Below are 18,387 nucleotides of genomic sequence, written 5' to 3'. Positions count from 1 at the left end.
TATTATTAGGACGCTAACTAATATCTTGTAACAGTGTTGCTGTGACGTCAACCGGCATTTTTGCGGACTGACGAGATGAATTTGCACAGGAGTCAACAGTCCAACCGTCCATCAGCGGTGCGTGACGCTCCGAATACGTTCAATCGACAGGTGACCTGCATGAGTCGTTCATTGCGAAACCTTCTTACCCGATCTTTGTTAACCGCCGGGGGCATGGCGCTGTGTTTGCAATTCACCGCGCAGGCCGCACAACCGCGCTTCACCCTGGGCATGCCGGACGCTGAAGACAATGCGTTCTTCTCGGCGGATAACGCCGCTCTCGCCAATGGCTGCGGGGGCAAAAACATTTCGCCCGCGCTGTACTGGAGCAATCCGCCCCAAGGCACGCAAAGTTTCGCCTTGGTGATGCACGACCCGGATGGGCAAAAAGGTTTGGGCGTTGATCACTGGCTGCGTTATGGCCTGCCGTTCAGCCTTGGGCAGATCGTGTTGGGGGTCGGCGCCGAATCGAAACTTGAAGGCATGGGCGGCACTAACACCCGCGGCACCACCGATTACATGGGCCCCTGCCCGCCACCGGGAGACAGCCCCCATCACTTCGTGATTCAACTGTATGCCTTGGATTTGGCCCACGATGCGCTGAAGCCCGGCTTGAGCGGTGATGAATTACGCGCTGCCATAAAGGGCCATATCTTAGGGGTGAGCAGCGTGGTGCGGCGGTATCAGCGGTAAGCAGCGAAACCTGTAGGAGCCAACTTGTTGGCGAAGGTCCTTCGGCCCTTGTCGCAGCCTTTGGCAGCGTCTACAAATGTGTGCATTGCGCGAAAAACTGTGGGACCGAATTTATTCGGGAAGGCGCCAGTCCTGACACGCTGCAACCTCAAGCCATACAAAGTACCGCCCAGTTTGCTGCGAGACAGCGCCGCGTCGAAGACGTGGCGGACCCTCCTACAGCCCTTCAAGCCGGAAACCCCAACGCAAACCGAATCCGCCCGTTCGCCGGCTGGGTCACTTCAACCCTTCCGCCGTGCAGGTGCATGATTGCCGCAACAATGGCCAGGCCAAGGCCGTTGGAGTCGGAGCTTTGGTGGCGGGAGGCGTCGCCGCGGTAGAAGCGGTCGAAGAGTTTGGTCAGGGACGCTGCGGCCAAGACCGGGCCTTGGTTTTCAACCTGGATTAGCCATTCACGGTGACGTTGTTCGACCACCACCACGATCTCGCTGCCTTCGTCGGCATAGCGGATCGCGTTGGCGACCAGGTTACTCAGCGCCCGCCGCAATAGGATCGGGTCCGCGTGGAGCATGCCGCCGCCCGTGGTGTGGATTGTCAGTTGGCGCTCGTCGGCCAAGCCTTCGAAATAACCGGCCACCCGCTGCATTTCGTTTTCCAGGTTCAACGGTTGCCGCTCAAGCACGGCTTGGGCTTCATCGGCGCGGGCGAGGAACAGGATGCTTTCTACCAGCCGCGAGATACGCTCCAGCTCTTCCAGGTTCGACGCCAACAGCGCCTGGTATTCATCAACGCTGCGGGTCTGCCTTAACGCCACTTGGCAATGGCCCATTAACGAACCTACCGGGGTGCGAATTTCATGGGCCAGGTCGGCGGAGAACTGGGTCAAGCGTTGGTAGCCGTCGGACAGCCGATCAAGCATGGCGTTGAACGCTTCGCTGAGTTGGTGCAACTCAATGGGCGTGTCGCGCCCATCAAGACGGCTATCTAGCCGCGCCGGGGTGATGTCGGCTGCGTGGGCGGCCATCCGTCGTAACGGCCGTAAACCACGGCGCAGCAACAGATAACCGAGCAGGGCGGTGATAACAAACGCCAAGGTCACGGCGGCATAAATGCGTTGGCGGAAACTGGCGAGCATGGCCATTTCTTTGACCATCACATGGGCTGCCACCAACTGCACTGGCGTTCCTTCCGACAGCACTTGGGTCGATGCCGCACGTAACGGCACACCTTCCCGGCTCATGCCACTGCGCAGGTCGCTGTCATTCAAAGGGCGGTCTTGGCCTGCCACGGGTAAATCCGGCAGCGGGGCGTGCAACGGGTTCACGGAAATCACCGGTGGTTTGCCGGGCTCGCCAATAATGAAAATGTCTTCTTCACTGTCGAGCATGTTCTCGAACAGTTGCGGGCTGCTCTTGAACTTGGCCAAGGTCAGGTCGTAACGCAGCAGTTTGCGAAAGTGATCGAGCCGCGCCAGCACTGCGTGGTCGCTGCGCCGCATCACGGTTTCTTTCATCGACTCGTATAAATACAACCCTGCGCCCGCCACGGTAAGCATGGCCACCAGCGCGAACGCCAGCGAGGCGCGCAGGGTCAGGGATGGCTGGCGTCGGGCGCGCACGGTCGTACCTCGCAGACGTAACCGATGCCACGCACCGTATGGATGAGTTTCACCGGATAAGGCAAGTCGATTTTGCTGCGCAGACGTTTGATTGCTACATCCACCACGTTGGTGTCGCTGTCGAAATTCATGTCCCAGACCTCGGAGGCTATTTGCGCTCGGGACAATACATCGCCCTCGCGCCGCAACAGAAGATGCAACAGCGCGAACTCTTTATTGGTCAGGACGATGACCTGTTGCTGACGGGTGACGCGACGGCGCAATAGGTCCAGTTCCAGATCGGCAATATGGAAATGGTCCGGCTCGCGGACCACGCCCCGGCGCAGCACCGTGCGAATCCGCAACAGTAATTCGGTAAAGGAAAACGGCTTGATCAAGTAGTCGTCGGCGCCCAGTTCCAGGCCGCGAATACGGTCTTGCAGTTGATCGCGGGCAGTGAGAAACAACACCGGCACATCCTGTTTCGCGCGCAGCACTTCAATGATCTGCCAGCCGTCGATGCCGGGCAGCATGACGTCGAGCACGATCAAGTCGTAGCGCTGTTCGAGGGCCATGTGCAGGCCGTCGGTGCCATGTTGGGTCCAATCGACTTTATAGCCGGACTCGCCAAGGCCCTTCTTCAGGTACTCGCCGGTTTTGGTGTCGTCTTCGATCAGCAGAATGCGCAGGGTGTGGCTCCTTCCAACGAGGCGCGTTGGGCATGACTGACGGCGTTGGCTGGGTTCAAGTGCGCGGCGGAACCTGGAGTTTAACCAAGTGTCGGACGAGTGTCGGTGACATTTTTGTCATCCGTTTCGGTACAGGTGGAAATGACAAAAATGTCATTTCCCGGTCATCCTACGCACCGGGTTCAAGGGGGATGATGATTGCCAATTCAACCCAACCAGGTAATGACATGAAGAATGCACTGTCCACCACGTTCGGCCTTCTTTTGCTCAGCGCGGCCGTCATGGCTCAAGCAGCAGACATGCCGGTCGTTAAGCCTATGCGCGGCACCATCGACAGCGTGCAGGCCAACACCATGAGTTTCACTGATCGGGCCGGTAAGCACGAAACCATCGCGCTGACGGACAAAACCGCGATTCGGGTGATTTCAAAAACCGGCCTGGACTCGATCAAGCCTGACAGTTTCGTCGGTTCAGCGGCCACCGCTCAGCCAGACGGTACCTTGAAAGCGCTGGAAGTGACCGTATTCGAAGCTAGCCTTAAGGGCAGCGGCGAAGGTCACTACGGTTGGGAAAATGCCGATGGCAGCACCGGCACCATGACCAACGGCACCGTAGGTAAACTGTCCACCACCAACGGCCGCACCATGACCGTGATGTACAAAGGCGGCGAGAAGCAACTGGTCGTACCGGATGACGTTCCTATCGCCTATGTTCAGCCAGGTGAACGTGCGCAATTGGTCGCCGGTGCGAAAATCGTAGTGTTCCCTGCCGACGACGGTAAAACTGCTCGGGGTGTAGCAGTCGGCAAAAACGGGTTTGCACCACCGATGTAATTCGGATGACGGCGGCGCATAGTCAATACCGCGCCGCATTCTTCGCGAATGAATTTGCTCCCACAGGGAAATCCGTGGGAGCGAATTCATTCGCGAAGGCGTTGTATCAGTTCCCGCGAAGGAGACCGCCATGGGCACTCGACGTATCCACCCCTGGCCGGTGCGACTCACGCATTGGCTGAACGCATTAGGCATGGTTGGCATGTTCATGAGCGGCTGGGGGATCTATAACGCTTCACCGCTTTTCCCCTTCAGCTTCCCCCGTGGAATAACCTTGGGCGGTTGGCTCGGTGGTTCCATTGGCTGGCATTTGGCAGTGATGTGGCTGCTGGTGATCAACGGCCTCATCTACGTGTTGTATGGCGTGTTTAGCCGCCATTTCAAACGCGATCTATTACCTGTCACCCCCAGCGCGGTAAAGCGCGACTTCATCGACGCTCTGCGTTTTCGTCTGGCGCACCAACACGGGCGTTATAACGCAGTGCAGCGCTTGTCCTATTGGCTGGTGCTGGCGCTGGGTGTGTTGGTGGTCTTGTCCGGGTTATCCATTTGGAAACCGATACAGTTTCAGGTGCTGGTCAATGTGTTCGGCGGATATGACTTCGCTCGCTATGTACACTTTGGCGCCATGGCCGGGATCGGCGCGTTTGTCGTCGTTCACCTCGTGTTGGTGCTGTTGGTTCCGCGGACCTTTTTGCCGATGATTACCGGCGGTACTCGGGAGAATTCCAATGACTGACCCCAAGCAGCGTCCGCCCCGGATCATTCTGGAGCCGGCCCAGCAAACGCAATTGTTCAAACTTCAACGCCGCTCGTTCTTGCGCGCCGGCCTGACCCTCGGCGCTGTGTCGATGCTCACCGGCTGCAACTTCGAAGGCGACGACGCCGTGGATAAAACCCTGTGGGCCATGTCTCGCTGGAACGACCGGGTTCAAGCCTGGCTGTTCAGCGGGCAACGCCTGGCGCCGACTTACGATAAGTCGAAAGTCACCAATCCGTTTCCGTTCAATGCGTTCTATGCCGAATACAACGTCCCCGACATTGATCTATCGACCTACAGTTTGGCGGTGTCCGGGCTGGTGCGAGACAAACAAGCCTGGTCCATAGACGGTTTGCGCAAGCTACCGCAACGCACCGACATTACGCGCTTGATCTGTGTGGAAGGCTGGAGCGCCATTGGGCAGTGGGGCGGGGTGCCGTTGCGGACCTTTCTTGAACACATCGGTGCAGACACCACGGCCAAGTTCGTCGGCTTCAAATGCGCGGACAAGTATTACTCAAGCCTGGACATGCCCACCGCGCTGCATCCACAAACCTTGCTGGCGCTGGATTTCGGCGAAGTGGCGCTGCCGCCGGATTATGGTTATCCGTTGCGGGTGCGAGTACCGACCAAACTGGGGTTCAAGAATCCCAAACATATCGTCGAGCTGTTCGTGACGAATGACTACCCGGGCGGGTATTGGGAAGATCAGGGTTACAACTGGTTTAGCGGGAGCTAACGCAGAACCTGCTGGATCTACACCCGTGGGACCGAATTTATTCGGGAAGCAGTCGGCGCGGTGTTACTGATGTACCGAGTCGCCTATCTTCCGAATAAATTCGGTCCTACAGAAAATCTGGATCGGCTGCATCTCAAAACAGGATGCAGCCTGTCAGCACTTAGTTCAGACCCAACTTGCCACGCAATGTGGACAGGTCTTCAGCCAAGGTGTTAACCGGGCCAACCATTGCTTTACGGTCTTTGGCGCTGACTTTGTCATACGTCTCGTAGCCGCCGTCCTTGGTTTTGTACTTGACCAGGATCTTGTTGACCGCAGCGAAGTTCTTGTCGACTTTGGCAGCGAATGCCTTGTCTTGCTGTTCGATCTGCGGGTGGAACAGGTCTACGATTTTCTTCGCGCCGTTGATGTTGCCTTCGAAGTCATACAGGTCAGTGTGGCTGTAACGATCTTCTTCACCGGACAACTTGGTCTTGGCCACTTCTTCCATCAACGCAGCAGCACCGCCAACCACTTTTTCGGGTGGGAAGGTCAGGCCAGCAACGCGGGTTTGCAGCTCTTTCACGTCGTTGTTCAGTTTTTCAGCCAGATCGCCGAGGCCATCGGTGGTGTTCTTGGCGAACAGGGTGTACTCGAGGCGGTGGAAGCCGGTGAAGTCAGGGGCATCTACGTTGTCAGCGTGGTCATCGACACGGGAGTCGATGGACTTGTCGAGGTCGTCAAACAGCTCGGCGATTGGCTCGATCGACTCGTAGGAAACGCGAGTGGTTGGGTACAGCTTCTTGGCCGTGGCCAGATCGCCTTTCTTGATTGCGTCGGTGAACTTCTGGGTGTCAGTGCCCAGGGTGTCCAGCTGTTCGGTGACATAAATCTTGTAGTCAGAGACAGGACCTACCAGATCCAACGGCGCCGTTGCCGCGAAAACGAACGGAGTCTGGAGCAAGCCAAGGGTGAGCATCAATGCAAGAGGCGACTTTGTCATGGGACGATTCCGGGTAGGGTTGTTATGAGTCATGCGTTTTTCGTTGAGCTTGAAGCGGCGAGCAGCGAGCGGCCGATGTAATCCTTGTCGCTGACGACACCAGGCAGGGTAAAGAAGTAACCGCCGCCAATCGGCTTGAGGTACTCCTCCAGTGGCTCGCCATTGAGACGGGTCTGCACGGTGATAAACCCTTTTTCCAGATCAGACTGGTAACAGATGAATAACAGGCCCATGTCCAACTGGCCGTTTTTGCTCACGCCGTTGGAGTAGTTGAACGGGCGACGCAGAATCCGGTTGCGCTCAGTGGCGGCGGTGCGCGGGTTAGCCAAACGGATGTGAGAGTCCATCGGCGTGACTTTGCCTTCCGGGTCGGCGGCGTATTTAGGCTCGTCGCTTTCCTGTTTGCCATCCATCGGCGCACCGGTCACCTTGTGGCGGCCAAAAATGGTTTGTTGTTCTTGCAGCGGCGTCCGGTCCCAGCGCTCAACGAAGTTACGGATGATGCGTACTGCCTGGTAACTGCCGTTCGCGGCCCAGGTCGGCTCGTCGGAGTCGGGTTGGACCCACACCAGCAAATCCATAGCCTTTTGGTCGTTGGAGTCCGGGTTGGCCGAGCCGTCGCGAAAACCCAGAAAGTTACGTGCGCTTTCGGCCGGTTGACCCGGTTTCAGCGGTGCCTGTGGCGGTACGGTGCCTTCCTGCTTCCAGCGCACCAAGAGTAAATCCGGCAAGTTCTTCACGATGTCGCGCAGGGCGTGGATGTTGCTGTCCGGCGTGTTGGAGCAGAACTGAATGCTCAAGTCGCCGTGGCAGCAATCAGGCTCAAGGGCGTCGTTGGGAAAACCGACCATCTCAATCAGGTGCTTGGGTTTTACCGAAGCAAGACCGAAACGCTCATCGAACAACGAGGCGCCTACCGACACTGTGACGGTCAGGTTGTCTGGGGTGACCACCGGGCCAAGAATGCCCGAATCCGTGGGTGGAAACTTAGCGTCGACTTGCGGCACAGTGCCGCCAGTCATGAGAAACGCGATGCGCTCGTTCAACGTACGAAACAGGCGTTCCAGGTCCTCACGGTCAGTCGCCAACACGTCAAACGACACCAGCATGCCGGCAGCTGGGCGCGGGGTGATGATCCCGGTCTGATGACGACCGAAAAAATCGTGGTGATCGTGGGTCTGTTCGCTGTGAGGCGCTTCGGTCACTTTGGCCGCAGTGGCTGCCAAAACGTTGCCGCTCAGGCTCCCGCCGGCCAATGCTGCGCCTGCCGCGCCAAGGCCCATGAGCACTCGGCGGCGTTGAACTGACTCTGGAGCATCTTTGTTCTTTGACTCTTTCATGAGGGTACGTCTTCGCTTTAATTCAAAAATCGAGAGGCCACTGTTCAGAGATTCGATAGGCCTAAAGCCGGGTCGATTCCATCGAGTGCATCGGCCAATGCCTTGGCCTTGTCTGAAATCTGCTGGCGCTGTTCAGCCGTTACCTGGTCGTACGGACGGTAAACACCGTCGGTGCTCAACCCCTTGAGCTGTTCGTTCAGCGCGGCGGTGGCGCTGTCGATGCGCTTGAGCAGGTCGGCGTTAGACATGACCAACAGCGGCCGCATCAGCTCGATAACCTTGCGGGTACCGTCCAGGTTGGCGGCAAAGCCATTCAGGTCGCTGTGGCTGTAACGTTCTTCTTCGCCTTTGCTGCGAATGTCCGCAAGGCTGTGCAGGGCGTGAATGACGCCGCCCACCAGTTGCTCAGGCTGCATCGATTGCGCCAGCAATTGTTGCTTGAGGCGGACGACGTCGGCTTGCAGCTTTTGCACCACCGGGCTCAGGCCTTCAACAGTATGTTGGTCGAACAGGCTGTACTCGATGCGGTGGAAGCCACTAAAACCGGGGTCTTGCTCGCGTTGTTCGTAATAGTCGGCGCGGGCATTGATCGCATTGTCGATTTCGGAAAAACGCTGGGCGGCAGGGGCGATGCGCTGATAGGCCGCACGGGCTGGCAGGTAGGCCGCTTGCGCCTGGCTCAGGTCGCCGGCATCGACAGCGGCTTGCAACGCAGTTATCGCCTTGAGCAGCGCCGAGCTTTGCAGGCTCATGTACACCCGGTATTCCGACAACGGGCCGAGGAATGCACCCAGAGTGGGTTTGGCCTTGGCGAACGCATCGGAAGCGGCGGTCGGGGTTACCTTCATGGTGCCGTGGGGATTGCTCAGCAAACCGCAGGTAATCGTGTAGTCGCCTGGCTTGAGGTTGGCGTTGATCACCGCACTCAAACCGGGGGCAATGTTCTCGCGCTCTTCGAGCACCATAACGCCGTCGAGGATTTCCCACTCAACTGCCCGTTCCGAGCGGTTGACGATTCGAAATGCAGTACGTCCTGCAGGCACAGTCAACGCGTCGGGTTCACAGTTGTGGGCGTGAATGGTGACCGTCACCTCTGCGCTGTTATTGGCCTCACGCTTGTGCATCGCGGCCTGAGACGCAAAGTAAAACAGCCCGCCAGCCGCAATCATCACGACCACAGAGCCAGCAACCGCCAAGCGCAAGACACGAGGAGGCTTGGCTTTCTCAGGAAGCCCGGAGGGAAGATTCGACATGGGTGCCCTTATTTATTCGTAACAGAAGAGGAGTGGTGGTGATGATGATCCGGCTTGGTGGGCAGGCTCACCACTCTGGGGTGCGGCAGGAAAAACAGCACCAGCGCGCCGATCAGGTAGATCAGATACACGCTAAGCGTGCTGACCGTTGGCGCGTCCTGATAACCGAACATCCCGGCCAGCACTGAGCCTAACGGCCCATCCATTGGCAACGTAGCGCTGATGTCAAAGACCACAGACTGCAAGTGATTCCACAGCCCTGCCTCATGCATGGCTTGGACCGAGGTGGACAGAATCCCCGCAGCGACCACCAGAATGAACAGCCCGGTCCAGCGGAAAAACAGGCTCAGGTTCAAACGCATGCTGCCGCTGTAGATGGCGAAACCCACGCCAATCGCGAGGATCAATCCCAGCAGGGCGCCTATGGGAGCGCCAGGCCCTTCGCTCTGTTGGAACACTGCCAACAGGAAAAATACGGTTTCCAATCCTTCGCGGGCCACGGCAAAAAACACCATGGCGATCAGCGCATAGACCTGGTTTTTCGAATTGGACAGTGCCGCGTCAAGGGACGCATGCAGCGCGTGTTTGATTGAACGTGCCACCTTGCGCATCCAGAACACCATGGAGCTGAGGATGGCGACCGCAATCAGGCCGACAATGCCCTCGAACAGTTCCTGCTGACGCTGCGGGAATTCTGCACTCATCATTTCCAGACCGCCGCCGACCAACAGTGCCAGCGCCAAGGCGAGAAAAACGCCAATCCAGACGGCGGGCATCCACTCGCCACGCCCGGTCTGCTTCAGGTAGCTGGCAATGATGCCAACGATAAGCGCGGCTTCAATCCCCTCGCGCAGCATGATTAGAAAAGGAACAAGCATTTTTCACCACGTAATTCAGTAGGATGTTTTTCAATGCACAGCGAAGAAACATGCGCATGGCAATGCGTAACATAATGATACTCATTATTGACTGGGGCTACCTGTTTTTTTCAAGGCGGTGAAAACTGTGCGCCGCGCCAGGTCAAATTCAGGTTTCACAGCAATAAGGGGTACCCACAGACGGACACCCCACAGGGTCGGTCTCAGGTTCTGAGTCGGCCAAACAGCGGTGTCGGCGCCGCCCAGATCATGGGAGTAATCAGGGTGACGCTGATCGATGGATTGGGCCTTGAAACCCGCGGTTAAACACTGACCGGGATCAAGAATGGTGTGCCTAGGTAAGAAATATTCGTATTCGCTGTTACACCATTCGCTTAACGGTGTCGTCCCGGCGCACGAAGTGGTGCCAAATTGCGGCGACGACGTGCAGGCCGATCACGTAATAGAAAATCGTCCCTAGCAACACATGCAGGTTTTCGAGTGACTCTGCGGTGGGTTTCGATACATCGAACGGCGAGGGGATCGCCAGGGACGTTAGCGGGACCGGTACCTTGCCGTTGCCCAGCAATACGGCAAACAGACCCAGCAGCGGCTGAGCGAAAAGAAACGCATACAGCGCGTAATGCGACAAGGTTGCCACGGTCTGCAGCGCGCCCTCAAGCGGCGGGGTGATGCCAGGAGGCGCATGGCGATGACGCTCGGCGATGCGAAAGAACGCCAAAAGAAAAATCAAAATACCGACCCAGAAATGGGTCTGGATCACAAACATCCGTGGGTCCGATCCCTTGGCGAACTGACTTCGACTGAGAATCAGGGTGTAAGCCAGCACGATCAGCACCGCCATTACCCAGTGCAGCCAACGGGCTTTTGCGCTGTAACGTGGATTCAGCGAAGTTATACTCACGGTGATTTTTCCTTGGACAATTATTTAAGCAGAGCATTTTTGATGCACGTGCACTGCGCATACCATCAAGAACACCTTAGAAGGAGACTTACAACGAACGCAACGCGTCAGTACCTTTGTGTATAACCAGTATGTGGTAATTCCACTCAATTGAACGATATTCCAAAAAAATTCCCACTGCATTGAGTTATTTCATTTTGCTCTAACCACACGCGAATCCTCGTCATTCGAGCTGTTTTATAGCGATTAATGTTTAAAAAGTGTTCAAGCCGCTTTGACATCAGCACTTTCTGGATCCAACCTCATAACGTGGCGTTGGTTAGGGAGCGAAACGAAATAGATTGAAAAATAAAAGGCTGTTTTCCGGTTGGACCCACTCGAAATAATCTTCGCGCATTGGGTGAATGCGACGACCTGATCTCCATTGCCAGATCTATGACGGACGTTTCCAAGGATGTTTACTTTGTTCCGCAGGGGTCAGAGGAAACCATGGACAGAAAGAAGATTTTAATTTTTGGTGCTGGAAACCTGTGTTTTCAATTGCTTCAGATGTTAGCGCTTCGCAACAATTTTCACTTGTTTGTCGCCAGTCGTAAATTGGAAAAAACCACCCGTCTTTGCAATTTGGTGCAGTTGTCGACCTTGCAGTTAGATGTGATGAGCTCAATCACCGCTGTTGAGGCGAACCTCAACGATATCTACAAGGTGGCCGATGTTCTGGCGCGGATAAGGCCCGACGTTATCGTGAACTGCGCCTCATTGCATTCACGGCAGACCATTGATGAGCTGCCAAAATCCTGTAGCGATGAGCTGGGGCTGGCGCAGCTAGGGCCTTGGCTGCCGATGCACCTTGCGCCGGCTTACGACTTGATGCGTACGGTCAGGTTGGCAGGCTCTAGGGCAATAACCGTCAACGCCGCGTTCCCCGATGCTGTCAATGCGGTATTGGACAAAGCGGGTCTGGCCCCGGTTATCGGCGTAGGAACCGTGGCTAATCTGGTTCCAGCAGTTCGCATGGCCATTGCGAAGCTCGCTTCGACTACCGTCGATCAGGTCCAAGTTAAACTCGTCGGCAAACACTGTTTCAGTCATTACCTTTCGCAGACCACGTTGCCAAGGCAAAGCGTCTGCAAGCTCTCTTACCGAATCAGCGGGATGGAGTGCACCGGAAGGTTCTCTGATTCAGACGTGTTCCGTTGTGCCCGTGAAGATTTCCGCCACACCGGTGGGGTATTCGGACAGTCGTTGACGGCCGCGTCGGCCGTGACGGTTATTAACAGTATTCTTGCCTTTGACGAAGTCGAAGCTCATGCCCCCGGCCCTAATGGCCTCCCAGGGAGTTATCCGGTTCGGATCGGCATGGGCAAAGTGCTGCTTTCACTGCCCCATGGCGTCTCGCGCAACGACGCCATTGGCATTAATCAGAACTGCCAGATTCAGGATGGTATTCACTCGATTAACCCAGATGCCAGCGTCCACTTCGAACGTGCGCCGATGTCGATCATGGAGACTCTGCTCGGCTTTTCCATGCTTCATATGAAGTTGCATGACGTTCATCAGTGGTCGGATGAGCTAGGCCGGAAATACACTGCTTTTGCCGACCATGCCAGACGAACAGTCCGCAGTTGAAAAAGACACCAACAGCGCCAGACGACGCTTGAAATGCAAAGGCCCCTCATCGGTGTGAGGGGCCTTTTAGCACCATGATTCGAACGTGACTACAGGTTGCACTTCTATTTGTCGTATTTCGCTTGTAACTGCTTCGCCATCATCAAATGGTCTTGCAGCTTTGGCAGCGTCTCTTTAGCAAAAGCGGTAAGTTCCGGGGTTTGCGAGGTCTTGATTTCATCCTGGAACAACTTGATCGTCTGCTGGTGAGCCTTCACCTGGTTGGCGGCATAGGCTTTGTCGAACGACCCGTCGCGGTATTGAAGAATCATCTTCTTGGCCTTGTCCATCATCTCGGCATCGCTGGCAGTTTTGAGGTTCAACCCGGTCGCGATAGCAGCAAGTTTCTGATTGGCGTCGGTGTGGTCGGTAATCATCATCTGAGCGAAGCTTTTAATGTCGTCGGATTGGGATTTATCCATCGCCAACTGGCTGGTCTGAATTTCCGCCATGCCCTTGGCTGACGCGTTGTCAACGAAGGACGCCGGAGAGGCCGCATAGGCAGAAACAGTCGCCATACTCAGCAGCAGAGCGAGGCCGGTGACGCGAAGGGAGTGAGTATGGAGTTTCATGGGTTCAATACCTCAAGCAGATAGAAAGACAGCCGTGTTAAAAGGCGGGAGAGTGAACCCCGCCTCTTATAGGTAGCGGGTTTATTTACGTCCACCCGAACTGTGCGCACCGCCTTTCTTGCCGGCCTCGGATGCCTTTTCACGGTCGTTGGCAAAGTTGCCGCCTGAGCCGGTGCCTTTTTTGCTGGTTTCGGACTGCTTAGTATCGCCAGCTGGTTTTTTGCTATTTGGCATGATCAATCAACCTCAAACGTAGGGAGTCGGTAACGAGGATTAGCCCTCGTAAACGTGTGAAGTCGTTCAATCAGAATGGTTTAAACAATTAGCTGAACAGCCGATGGATGGTATACAGCCCGTTTGCTGAATCGATTTCAGTTGCTACTTCCACGTGCCGCCGCCGTGTTCGCAATCAATCCGCGCTTGCGTTGGGTCTTGAAGTTCGTAGTAGTAAGTCACCACTTGGGCACCCTCAGGGATATGGGCTGAGGTCTTGCCGGGTTCCTTGTTAGTTGATCGCTCATTGGCCAATGATTCCTGAGTCAAGGTTGCACTGCAGGTGGCTTTGGCTTGCGTGGGGCAACTGTCGACTTTGTGTTTTTCGCTGGTTAACGCGTCTTTGCTTTGATTGCTGCATGACCAATCAATCGAACCAGCGGGCATGCCGGTGTACTCGTAGCAGGTCTGGGCATTGACCACCGCCAGACCTTGGCTGGCGGGGCGTATCGACACCTGACAAGCCTCGGCCCAAACGCCACTGCTTATCAGGCAGCCCATCATCCCCGCGATTGTTTTTAGAGTGACCTTGGTGGTTCGCATAGCGGCAGCTCCCTTGACCTATGAAGCTAGGAAATACCCGCCAAAGGAAAGTTCAGAACAGTGAACCGGCCGGCGATATCCATTGAACCTGCACGTACCGCAAGCTTCATATGAGGTGATATCTGACAGGGAGCATCGACAGATGAGCGAGATTCGCATCGGCATTTCAGGATGGCGCTACGTGCCTTGGAGGGGAGATTTTTATCCTGAAAAGCTGACTCAGAAAAATGAGCTCAAGTTTGCTTCCCGCGCCGTGAACAGTATCGAAATCAACGGCTCGTTTTATTCGCTGCAATCGCCTGACCTTTACTCCCGTTGGGGGGCCGACACCCCGGATAATTTTGTATTCAGCATCAAAGGCCCACGGTTTATTACCCACGTTCGACGCCTGAATGAAGTGGAAACCCCGGTCGCTAACTTCTTCGCCTCCGGCATCTTTCAACTCAAACAGAAACTGGGTCCGATTCTTTGGCAATTTCCGCCTTCATTTAAATTCGACGCGGAAAAATTCGAACACTTTTTGTCATTGTTGCCGCACACCCTGAAACAAGCCAAAGCCTGCGCGAAACAGTGTGATGAACGTATGAAGAAGCCCGGTTACCTGGACATGCCCAGCACGGGGCGGGTTCGCCACGCCGTGGAAATACGCAATGCGAGCTTTGCCACCGATGAGTTTGTCGCGTTGCTACGCAAGTACAAAGTGGCGTTAGTGGTGGCGGATGCGGCCGGCAAATGGCCCTACGTCGAAGACCTGACCAGCGACTTCATCTACCTGCGTCTGCACGGCGAAAAAGCCCTGTACGAAAGCGGTTACACAAGCGCCGCGATCAAGCATTGGGGAGATCGGATCGACGCATGGCGTCAGGGCGCGCAACCCAAAGACGCGCATTTGATCACCGCCAAGAGCGCACCCAAACGCAAATCCCGCGACGTGTATTGCTATTTCGATAACGACATTAAGGTCCGTGCGCCGTATGACGCTCGAAAATTGCTTGAGCGTTTCGGCTTGGCGGACGACCTGGAAGTGGCGCCCGGCGATCTTCAAGGCGTCACTTTTTGAGTCGTTTCACTGCCGAGTTGGGGCCGGGCGACCCGGTGTCGTCTACGGTCGCGCTCAGGGTGCTGACCATCAATATGCACATGGGCTTTGGTGTCTTTAATCGGCGCTTTATCTTGCCGGAACTGCGCGACGCGGTGCGCTCTGTCTCCGCCGACGTGGTGTTTTTACAGGCAGTCCACGGCACTCAGCAGACCTACGCCAGCCACGTGGCAAAGTGGCCGACCACCTCGCAGTACGAGGTTCTCGCCGAGAGCCTGTGGCCCGATTTTGCGTATGGGCGTAACGCGGTTTACCCGAAGGGTGATCATGGTAATGCGCTGCTGTCGAAATACCCCATCGTTCAGCATGAAAATCTTGATGCCTCGGTCCACGGCACTGAGCAGCGTGGCTTGCTGCATTGCGTGTTGGCGGTGCCGGGTCATGGTCAGGTACATACCGTTTGTGTGCATTTGGGCCTGAGAGAAAAACATCGGCGTCAGCAATTGGACCTGCTCATGGCATTGCTGGGACGAATACCCGCCGGGGCTCCGGTGATCGTGGCTGGAGATTTCAATGAGTGGTGTCTTCGGGCAGACGAGTTGCTTTCAGGGTCTGGCCTTCATGAAGTGTTCGTCCAGGCGGGCGGCGTACCCGCGAAAAGCTTTCTAGCGCGCCGGCCGCTGCTGCGCCTGGATCGAATTTATGTGCGCAATGCCACGACCCATTTCCCCAAGGTGCTGACTGATGGACCTTGGTCCCATCTCTCTGACCATGCGCCCTTGGCGGTGGAGGTGCGCCTGTGAAACTGCCTTACGCCCAGAGCCATTGGCGTGACGGTAATTCTTTTTAATCTTTTTTAAACACTAGGCTGCGCTGGGTTTCATGCGTATCTCCGGCTTTCGGCCGCATGGTCTCACGGTGCCTCTTTCCGAAATTTGATATTCGATTCCCAGGCGATTAGCGGGCCCCTCTGAGGCAACTTGTTAGCGAAGGTCCAAGGGACCTATCGCAGCCGTCGACAGCTCCTAAAGTCATGTGTTGTTTAAATTCAATCACTCAGCGCTGCTCTAGCCCCGCAAACATTTTCACCGCTGCCACGGCTTCACTGGCCCCGGCGCTGATCTGCACGATGACCGAGCCCGCCTGGTCAGCCAGTTCAACGCCTCGGCTGGCGGTGGAGCGGGTGTTGTCCATGCTGCTGATGGCCAACTGGGTTTCGGTCTGGATGACCTGGATCATCTCCGAAATTTCGGCGGTGGAGCGGCTGGTGCGTCCGGCCAGTTGCCGCACTTCGTCGGCGACCACCGCGAAACCGCGACCTTGGTCCCCGGCGCGTGCGGCTTCGATGGCGGCGTTGAGGGCCAGCAGGTTGGTCTGGTCCGCGATGCTACGAATGGTGTTAACGATGGCGGTAATTTGATCCGAACGCTCACCCAGCTGGGTCACGATCCGTGAAGAGTCTTCAATGTTCAGCGAGATTTGGCGCATTTCGCTCGCCGCTTGTTGAATCACCCGAGTGCCTTCCTCGGCGACTTTCTGAGTCTCGATCGAGATGTGATAAGCCTGAGCGGCGCTGTGTGCATCTTGTTCGTGTTTTACGACGCGGTCAGTGATGTCAGAGGCGAACTTGATCACTTTGCTCAGTTTGCCACTGGCGTCATACACCGGGTTATAGCTGGCTTCCAGCCACACGGTTTGTCCATTTCTAGTCATGCGTTTGAACTGTCCGTTGAAAAACTCACCCTTATTAAGCCGACGCCAGAATTCTTCATATTCGGTTGAATTAACGATCTCCGGCGGGCAGAACAAACGATGGTGCTTGCCTTTCAACTCGCCGAGGCTGTAACCCATGCGCTTCAGGAAGTTTTCATTAGCGGTGAGGATTTGCCCATTGGGCTCAAACTCGATCACGACCATGGCGCGGTCGATGGCTTGAAGTCTGTTTTTTGCTTCGTTTTCGAGCTGAACTTTCTCAGTCACGTCCATGGCGTACTTGACGATCTTCACCACCTTGCCGGACGCATCCTTGACCGGGCTATAGCTGGCTTCGAGCCACACCGGCTCACCGTCACCCGCCACCCGGCGGAAGGTCGATGTCACGAAATCACCGGCCCGTAAGCGCGCCCACAATTGGGCGTATTCCGCGCTACGCACATACTCGGGTGTGCAAAAGTGCCGGTGCTCTTTACCGATCAAGTCTTCTTTGCGATAACGCATGGCACTCAAGAAGTTATTATTGGCGCTCAGCACAACACCGGTTATGTCGAACTCAATGATTGCCATGGAGCGGTCGATGGCTTCTAGCAAACTGGCCTGTTGCGCAATGATATGCTGCAGGTCCTGTACAACTTTTTTGTGCCCGTTAAATAGCATGCTGAACTCGGCTCAGGAAAACGATAGGGAGGTAACTTGTTCCTGTTTCATGGCCAACAAGGCTGAATACGGCCGAGTGCGCTGCCTTTCGCAAGAGTGCCATCATACGTGCGGCTATTCAAAAATCACCATCGTTAGTTGTACAAAAAATAACTTTGTACAACTAACTATGCGTTTGAATGGCCTTCTAGTGTTTTGAATAGGTCCAATAGCAGCATACCGGTGGTGTCAGTCGTCGAACCCGACTTGCTCATGGATTTGATCGACCTTTAATTCCAGTCGATACGCCACTGCGATGAACAACGCCTGACACAAACACAGGGTGGCGCTGAGCGAGCGGAAGGCGAACGAGCTGCCTTCGTTGACCAGCAGCACTGCGTTGGCGCGTTTGGCCAGTGGCGAGAGATTACTGTCAGTAATGATCAGGGTCTTGGCCTGATTGTGCTGAGCGATGCGCAAGCAGTGCTGCGTCTCTTTGCCGTATGGGGTAAAGCTGATGGCGATCACCAGATCGTTGGCGCGAACGCTGCGCATCTGCTCTCGGTAGCTGCCGCCGAGCCCAGAAATCAAATGGATGCGCTTATTGGTGTGCTGCAGGTTGTACACCAGGTAATCGGCCACCGCGAAAGAGCGCCGCACCCCGACCACGTAAATGTTGTCGGCATTGATCACCAAGTCCACCGCCTTGTCGAACACCACGTCGTCCAGTTCGTCTCCCAGCCGTTCCAGGCCGGACAAGGTCGCGTTTACGCATTCCCGCGCCAAATCGCCGCCGCTGGCTTTTTGCGACTTGTTGGCGATCATGCTGCGAATGCGCTGCTGGTAGTTCTGTGCGGGGGTGGTTTTGTGGGTGTAGGCCTCGCGGAACAACGCCTGCATTTCGCTAAAACCACTGAAGCCAAAGCGCTGGGAGAATCGCACGATGGCCGAGGGATGAACCTCGCACTCCCGGGCAATGTCGCTGATCCGGTCGACCATGATCCGGTCGCTTTGCTGGGTCATATAGGTCGCGATACGTTTGAGCTGACGCGGAAGGCTCTCGTATTCAGTGGTGATCAGCTTGAGCAGGCTCTCGGCGTTAAGAGGAGGCGTATCGGCACTGCTCGCTGGCTGCTGATCGATGCTGGTCATACGATGGTTCCCTCTCGGACTTGTTCTTATAAGGCACGGCCTGACGGGCAAGGCGCCTATTGCCCCCGTCAATGGGCAGCC

Annotated in this window: 17 protein-coding genes and 3 pseudogenes; 7 read left to right on the top strand and 13 right to left on the bottom strand. The window is 56.0% G+C overall.

What is annotated here, in order from left to right:
• Positions 1 to 159: 159 nt before the first annotated feature.
• Positions 160 to 732, top strand: a complete 573-nt coding sequence (locus tag RHM59_RS09400; RefSeq protein WP_322286466.1) for a YbhB/YbcL family Raf kinase inhibitor-like protein — start codon at positions 160 to 162, stop codon at positions 730 to 732.
• 226 nt (positions 733 to 958) lie between these two features.
• Here RHM59_RS09400 and RHM59_RS09395 read toward each other — a convergent pair whose 3' ends face one another.
• Positions 959 to 2,287, bottom strand: coding sequence for a heavy metal sensor histidine kinase (locus RHM59_RS09395; protein WP_322171042.1), 1,329 nt, complete (start codon positions 2,285 to 2,287; stop codon positions 959 to 961).
• A gap of 35 nt (positions 2,288 to 2,322) precedes the next feature.
• Positions 2,323 to 3,018 (bottom strand): heavy metal response regulator transcription factor, encoded by a 696-nt coding sequence (locus RHM59_RS09390; protein WP_322171040.1) that lies wholly within the window; start codon positions 3,016 to 3,018, stop codon positions 2,323 to 2,325.
• Positions 3,019 to 3,245: 227 nt separating this feature from the next.
• Here RHM59_RS09390 and RHM59_RS09385 point away from each other — a divergent pair, with 227 nt between their 5' ends.
• The 3 genes from RHM59_RS09385 to RHM59_RS09375 all read left to right on the top strand — a co-directional run bounded on the left by RHM59_RS09385 (position 3,246) and on the right by RHM59_RS09375 (position 5,350).
• Positions 3,246 to 3,851: a hypothetical protein gene (locus RHM59_RS09385; protein WP_322286465.1), complete on the top strand. Its 606-nt coding sequence runs from the start codon at positions 3,246 to 3,248 to the stop codon at positions 3,849 to 3,851.
• A 130-nt stretch (positions 3,852 to 3,981) separates the two neighbouring features.
• The gene (locus tag RHM59_RS09380) at positions 3,982 to 4,590 is read left to right on the top strand and encodes a cytochrome b/b6 domain-containing protein (RefSeq protein ID WP_322165345.1); all 609 of its coding nucleotides are present in this window, start codon (positions 3,982 to 3,984) and stop codon (positions 4,588 to 4,590) included.
• Positions 4,583 to 5,350: a molybdopterin-dependent oxidoreductase gene (locus tag RHM59_RS09375; RefSeq protein ID WP_322165344.1), complete on the top strand. Its 768-nt coding sequence runs from the start codon at positions 4,583 to 4,585 to the stop codon at positions 5,348 to 5,350. The genes RHM59_RS09380 and RHM59_RS09375 overlap by 8 nt, the downstream gene beginning before the upstream one ends.
• Positions 5,351 to 5,510: 160 nt before the next feature.
• On the opposite strand, the gene efeO (RHM59_RS09370) is transcribed toward RHM59_RS09375, so the two are convergent.
• The 5 genes from efeO (RHM59_RS09370) to RHM59_RS09350 all read right to left on the bottom strand — a co-directional run bounded on the left by efeO (RHM59_RS09370) (position 5,511) and on the right by RHM59_RS09350 (position 10,647).
• Positions 5,511 to 6,332 carry an iron uptake system protein EfeO gene (gene efeO / locus RHM59_RS09370; RefSeq protein WP_322183648.1) on the bottom strand — a complete coding sequence of 274 codons (822 nt, stop codon included), beginning with the start codon at positions 6,330 to 6,332 and terminating at the stop codon, positions 5,511 to 5,513.
• A 29-nt stretch (positions 6,333 to 6,361) separates the two neighbouring features.
• Positions 6,362 to 7,672, bottom strand: a complete 1,311-nt coding sequence (efeB, locus tag RHM59_RS09365) for an iron uptake transporter deferrochelatase/peroxidase subunit (protein ID WP_322286464.1) — start codon at positions 7,670 to 7,672, stop codon at positions 6,362 to 6,364.
• A 44-nt stretch (positions 7,673 to 7,716) separates the two neighbouring features.
• On the bottom strand, positions 7,717 to 8,925 hold the full coding sequence (gene efeO, locus RHM59_RS09360) for an iron uptake system protein EfeO (RefSeq protein ID WP_322286463.1): 1,209 nt from the start codon (positions 8,923 to 8,925) through the stop codon (positions 7,717 to 7,719).
• Positions 8,926 to 8,933: 8 nt separating this feature from the next.
• Positions 8,934 to 9,803 carry an iron uptake transporter permease EfeU gene (gene efeU / locus RHM59_RS09355; RefSeq protein ID WP_322286462.1) on the bottom strand — a complete coding sequence of 290 codons (870 nt, stop codon included), beginning with the start codon at positions 9,801 to 9,803 and terminating at the stop codon, positions 8,934 to 8,936.
• A 361-nt stretch (positions 9,804 to 10,164) separates the two neighbouring features.
• Positions 10,165 to 10,647, bottom strand: a complete 483-nt coding sequence (locus tag RHM59_RS09350) for a cytochrome b (protein ID WP_322286691.1) — start codon at positions 10,645 to 10,647, stop codon at positions 10,165 to 10,167.
• A 495-nt stretch (positions 10,648 to 11,142) separates the two neighbouring features.
• Here RHM59_RS09350 and RHM59_RS09345 point away from each other — a divergent pair, with 495 nt between their 5' ends.
• Positions 11,143 to 12,336 (top strand): hypothetical protein, encoded by a 1,194-nt coding sequence (locus RHM59_RS09345; RefSeq protein ID WP_322286461.1) that lies wholly within the window; start codon positions 11,143 to 11,145, stop codon positions 12,334 to 12,336.
• 104 nt (positions 12,337 to 12,440) lie between these two features.
• Here the strand turns inward: RHM59_RS09345 and RHM59_RS09340 are convergent, their stop codons facing one another.
• From RHM59_RS09340 to RHM59_RS09330, 3 genes and pseudogenes are all read right to left on the bottom strand, one after another.
• Entirely contained in the window at positions 12,441 to 12,947 is a 507-nt protein-coding gene (locus tag RHM59_RS09340) for a DUF4142 domain-containing protein (RefSeq protein ID WP_322165336.1), read from the bottom strand.
• 81 nt (positions 12,948 to 13,028) lie between these two features.
• Positions 13,029 to 13,130: pseudogene (locus RHM59_RS09335) on the bottom strand (general stress protein); the annotation flags it as partial.
• Positions 13,131 to 13,325: 195 nt separating this feature from the next.
• Positions 13,326 to 13,763: a hypothetical protein gene (locus tag RHM59_RS09330; protein ID WP_322286459.1), complete on the bottom strand. Its 438-nt coding sequence runs from the start codon at positions 13,761 to 13,763 to the stop codon at positions 13,326 to 13,328.
• A 142-nt stretch (positions 13,764 to 13,905) separates the two neighbouring features.
• On the opposite strand from RHM59_RS09330, the gene RHM59_RS09325 reads away from it, so the two are divergent.
• Both RHM59_RS09325 and RHM59_RS09320 read left to right on the top strand, forming a co-directional pair.
• The gene (locus RHM59_RS09325; RefSeq protein WP_322286458.1) at positions 13,906 to 14,823 is read left to right on the top strand and encodes a DUF72 domain-containing protein; all 918 of its coding nucleotides are present in this window, start codon (positions 13,906 to 13,908) and stop codon (positions 14,821 to 14,823) included.
• Positions 14,824 to 14,897: 74 nt separating this feature from the next.
• Positions 14,898 to 15,605: an endonuclease/exonuclease/phosphatase family protein gene (locus tag RHM59_RS09320; protein ID WP_322286690.1), complete on the top strand. Its 708-nt coding sequence runs from the start codon at positions 14,898 to 14,900 to the stop codon at positions 15,603 to 15,605.
• A 253-nt stretch (positions 15,606 to 15,858) separates the two neighbouring features.
• On the opposite strand, the pseudogene RHM59_RS25490 reads toward RHM59_RS09320, so the two are convergent.
• The 3 genes and pseudogenes from RHM59_RS25490 to RHM59_RS09310 all read right to left on the bottom strand — a co-directional run.
• A pseudogene (locus RHM59_RS25490) lies at positions 15,859 to 16,290 on the bottom strand (methyl-accepting chemotaxis protein); the annotation flags it as partial.
• A gap of 171 nt (positions 16,291 to 16,461) precedes the next feature.
• A pseudogene (locus tag RHM59_RS25485) lies at positions 16,462 to 17,085 on the bottom strand (PAS domain-containing protein); the annotation flags it as partial.
• Between the two features lie 318 nt (positions 17,086 to 17,403).
• Entirely contained in the window at positions 17,404 to 18,306 is a 903-nt protein-coding gene (locus RHM59_RS09310; RefSeq protein WP_322165332.1) for a MurR/RpiR family transcriptional regulator, read from the bottom strand.
• Positions 18,307 to 18,387 lie beyond the last annotated feature (81 nt).

The sequence above is a fragment of the Pseudomonas sp. MH10 genome, assembly GCF_034353045.1.
In the GTDB taxonomy this organism is placed as follows: Bacteria; Pseudomonadota; Gammaproteobacteria; order Pseudomonadales; family Pseudomonadaceae; genus Aquipseudomonas.
The sequence above is the reverse complement of the archived record's forward strand: the minus strand, read 5'-3'. Positions and strand labels throughout refer to the sequence as shown.

Bases quoted from the DNA above. Each gene is read 5' to 3' on its own strand.
- RHM59_RS09400 (WP_322286466.1), top strand. From the start codon at position 160: ATGAGTCGTTCATTGCGAAACCTTCTTACCCGATCTTTGTTAACCGCC.
- RHM59_RS09395 (WP_322171042.1), bottom strand. From the start codon at position 2,287: ATGCTTACCGTGGCGGGCGCAGGGTTGTATTTATACGAGTCGATGAAA.
- RHM59_RS09385 (WP_322286465.1), top strand. From the start codon at position 3,246: ATGAAGAATGCACTGTCCACCACGTTCGGCCTTCTTTTGCTCAGCGCG.
- RHM59_RS09380 (WP_322165345.1), top strand. From the start codon at position 3,982: ATGGGCACTCGACGTATCCACCCCTGGCCGGTGCGACTCACGCATTGG.
- RHM59_RS09375 (WP_322165344.1), top strand. From the start codon at position 4,583: ATGACTGACCCCAAGCAGCGTCCGCCCCGGATCATTCTGGAGCCGGCC.
- efeO (WP_322183648.1), bottom strand. From the start codon at position 6,332: ATGACAAAGTCGCCTCTTGCATTGATGCTCACCCTTGGCTTGCTCCAG.
- efeB (WP_322286464.1), bottom strand. From the start codon at position 7,672: ATGAAAGAGTCAAAGAACAAAGATGCTCCAGAGTCAGTTCAACGCCGC.
- efeO (WP_322286463.1), bottom strand. From the start codon at position 8,925: ATGTCGAATCTTCCCTCCGGGCTTCCTGAGAAAGCCAAGCCTCCTCGT.
- efeU (WP_322286462.1), bottom strand. From the start codon at position 9,803: ATGCTTGTTCCTTTTCTAATCATGCTGCGCGAGGGGATTGAAGCCGCG.
- RHM59_RS09350 (WP_322286691.1), bottom strand. From the start codon at position 10,647: ATGGCGGTGCTGATCGTGCTGGCTTACACCCTGATTCTCAGTCGAAGT.
- RHM59_RS09345 (WP_322286461.1), top strand. From the start codon at position 11,143: ATGACGGACGTTTCCAAGGATGTTTACTTTGTTCCGCAGGGGTCAGAG.
- RHM59_RS09340 (WP_322165336.1), bottom strand. From the start codon at position 12,947: ATGAAACTCCATACTCACTCCCTTCGCGTCACCGGCCTCGCTCTGCTG.
- RHM59_RS09330 (WP_322286459.1), bottom strand. From the start codon at position 13,763: ATGCGAACCACCAAGGTCACTCTAAAAACAATCGCGGGGATGATGGGC.
- RHM59_RS09325 (WP_322286458.1), top strand. From the start codon at position 13,906: ATGAGCGAGATTCGCATCGGCATTTCAGGATGGCGCTACGTGCCTTGG.
- RHM59_RS09320 (WP_322286690.1), top strand. From the start codon at position 14,898: ATGCACATGGGCTTTGGTGTCTTTAATCGGCGCTTTATCTTGCCGGAA.
- RHM59_RS09310 (WP_322165332.1), bottom strand. From the start codon at position 18,306: ATGACCAGCATCGATCAGCAGCCAGCGAGCAGTGCCGATACGCCTCCT.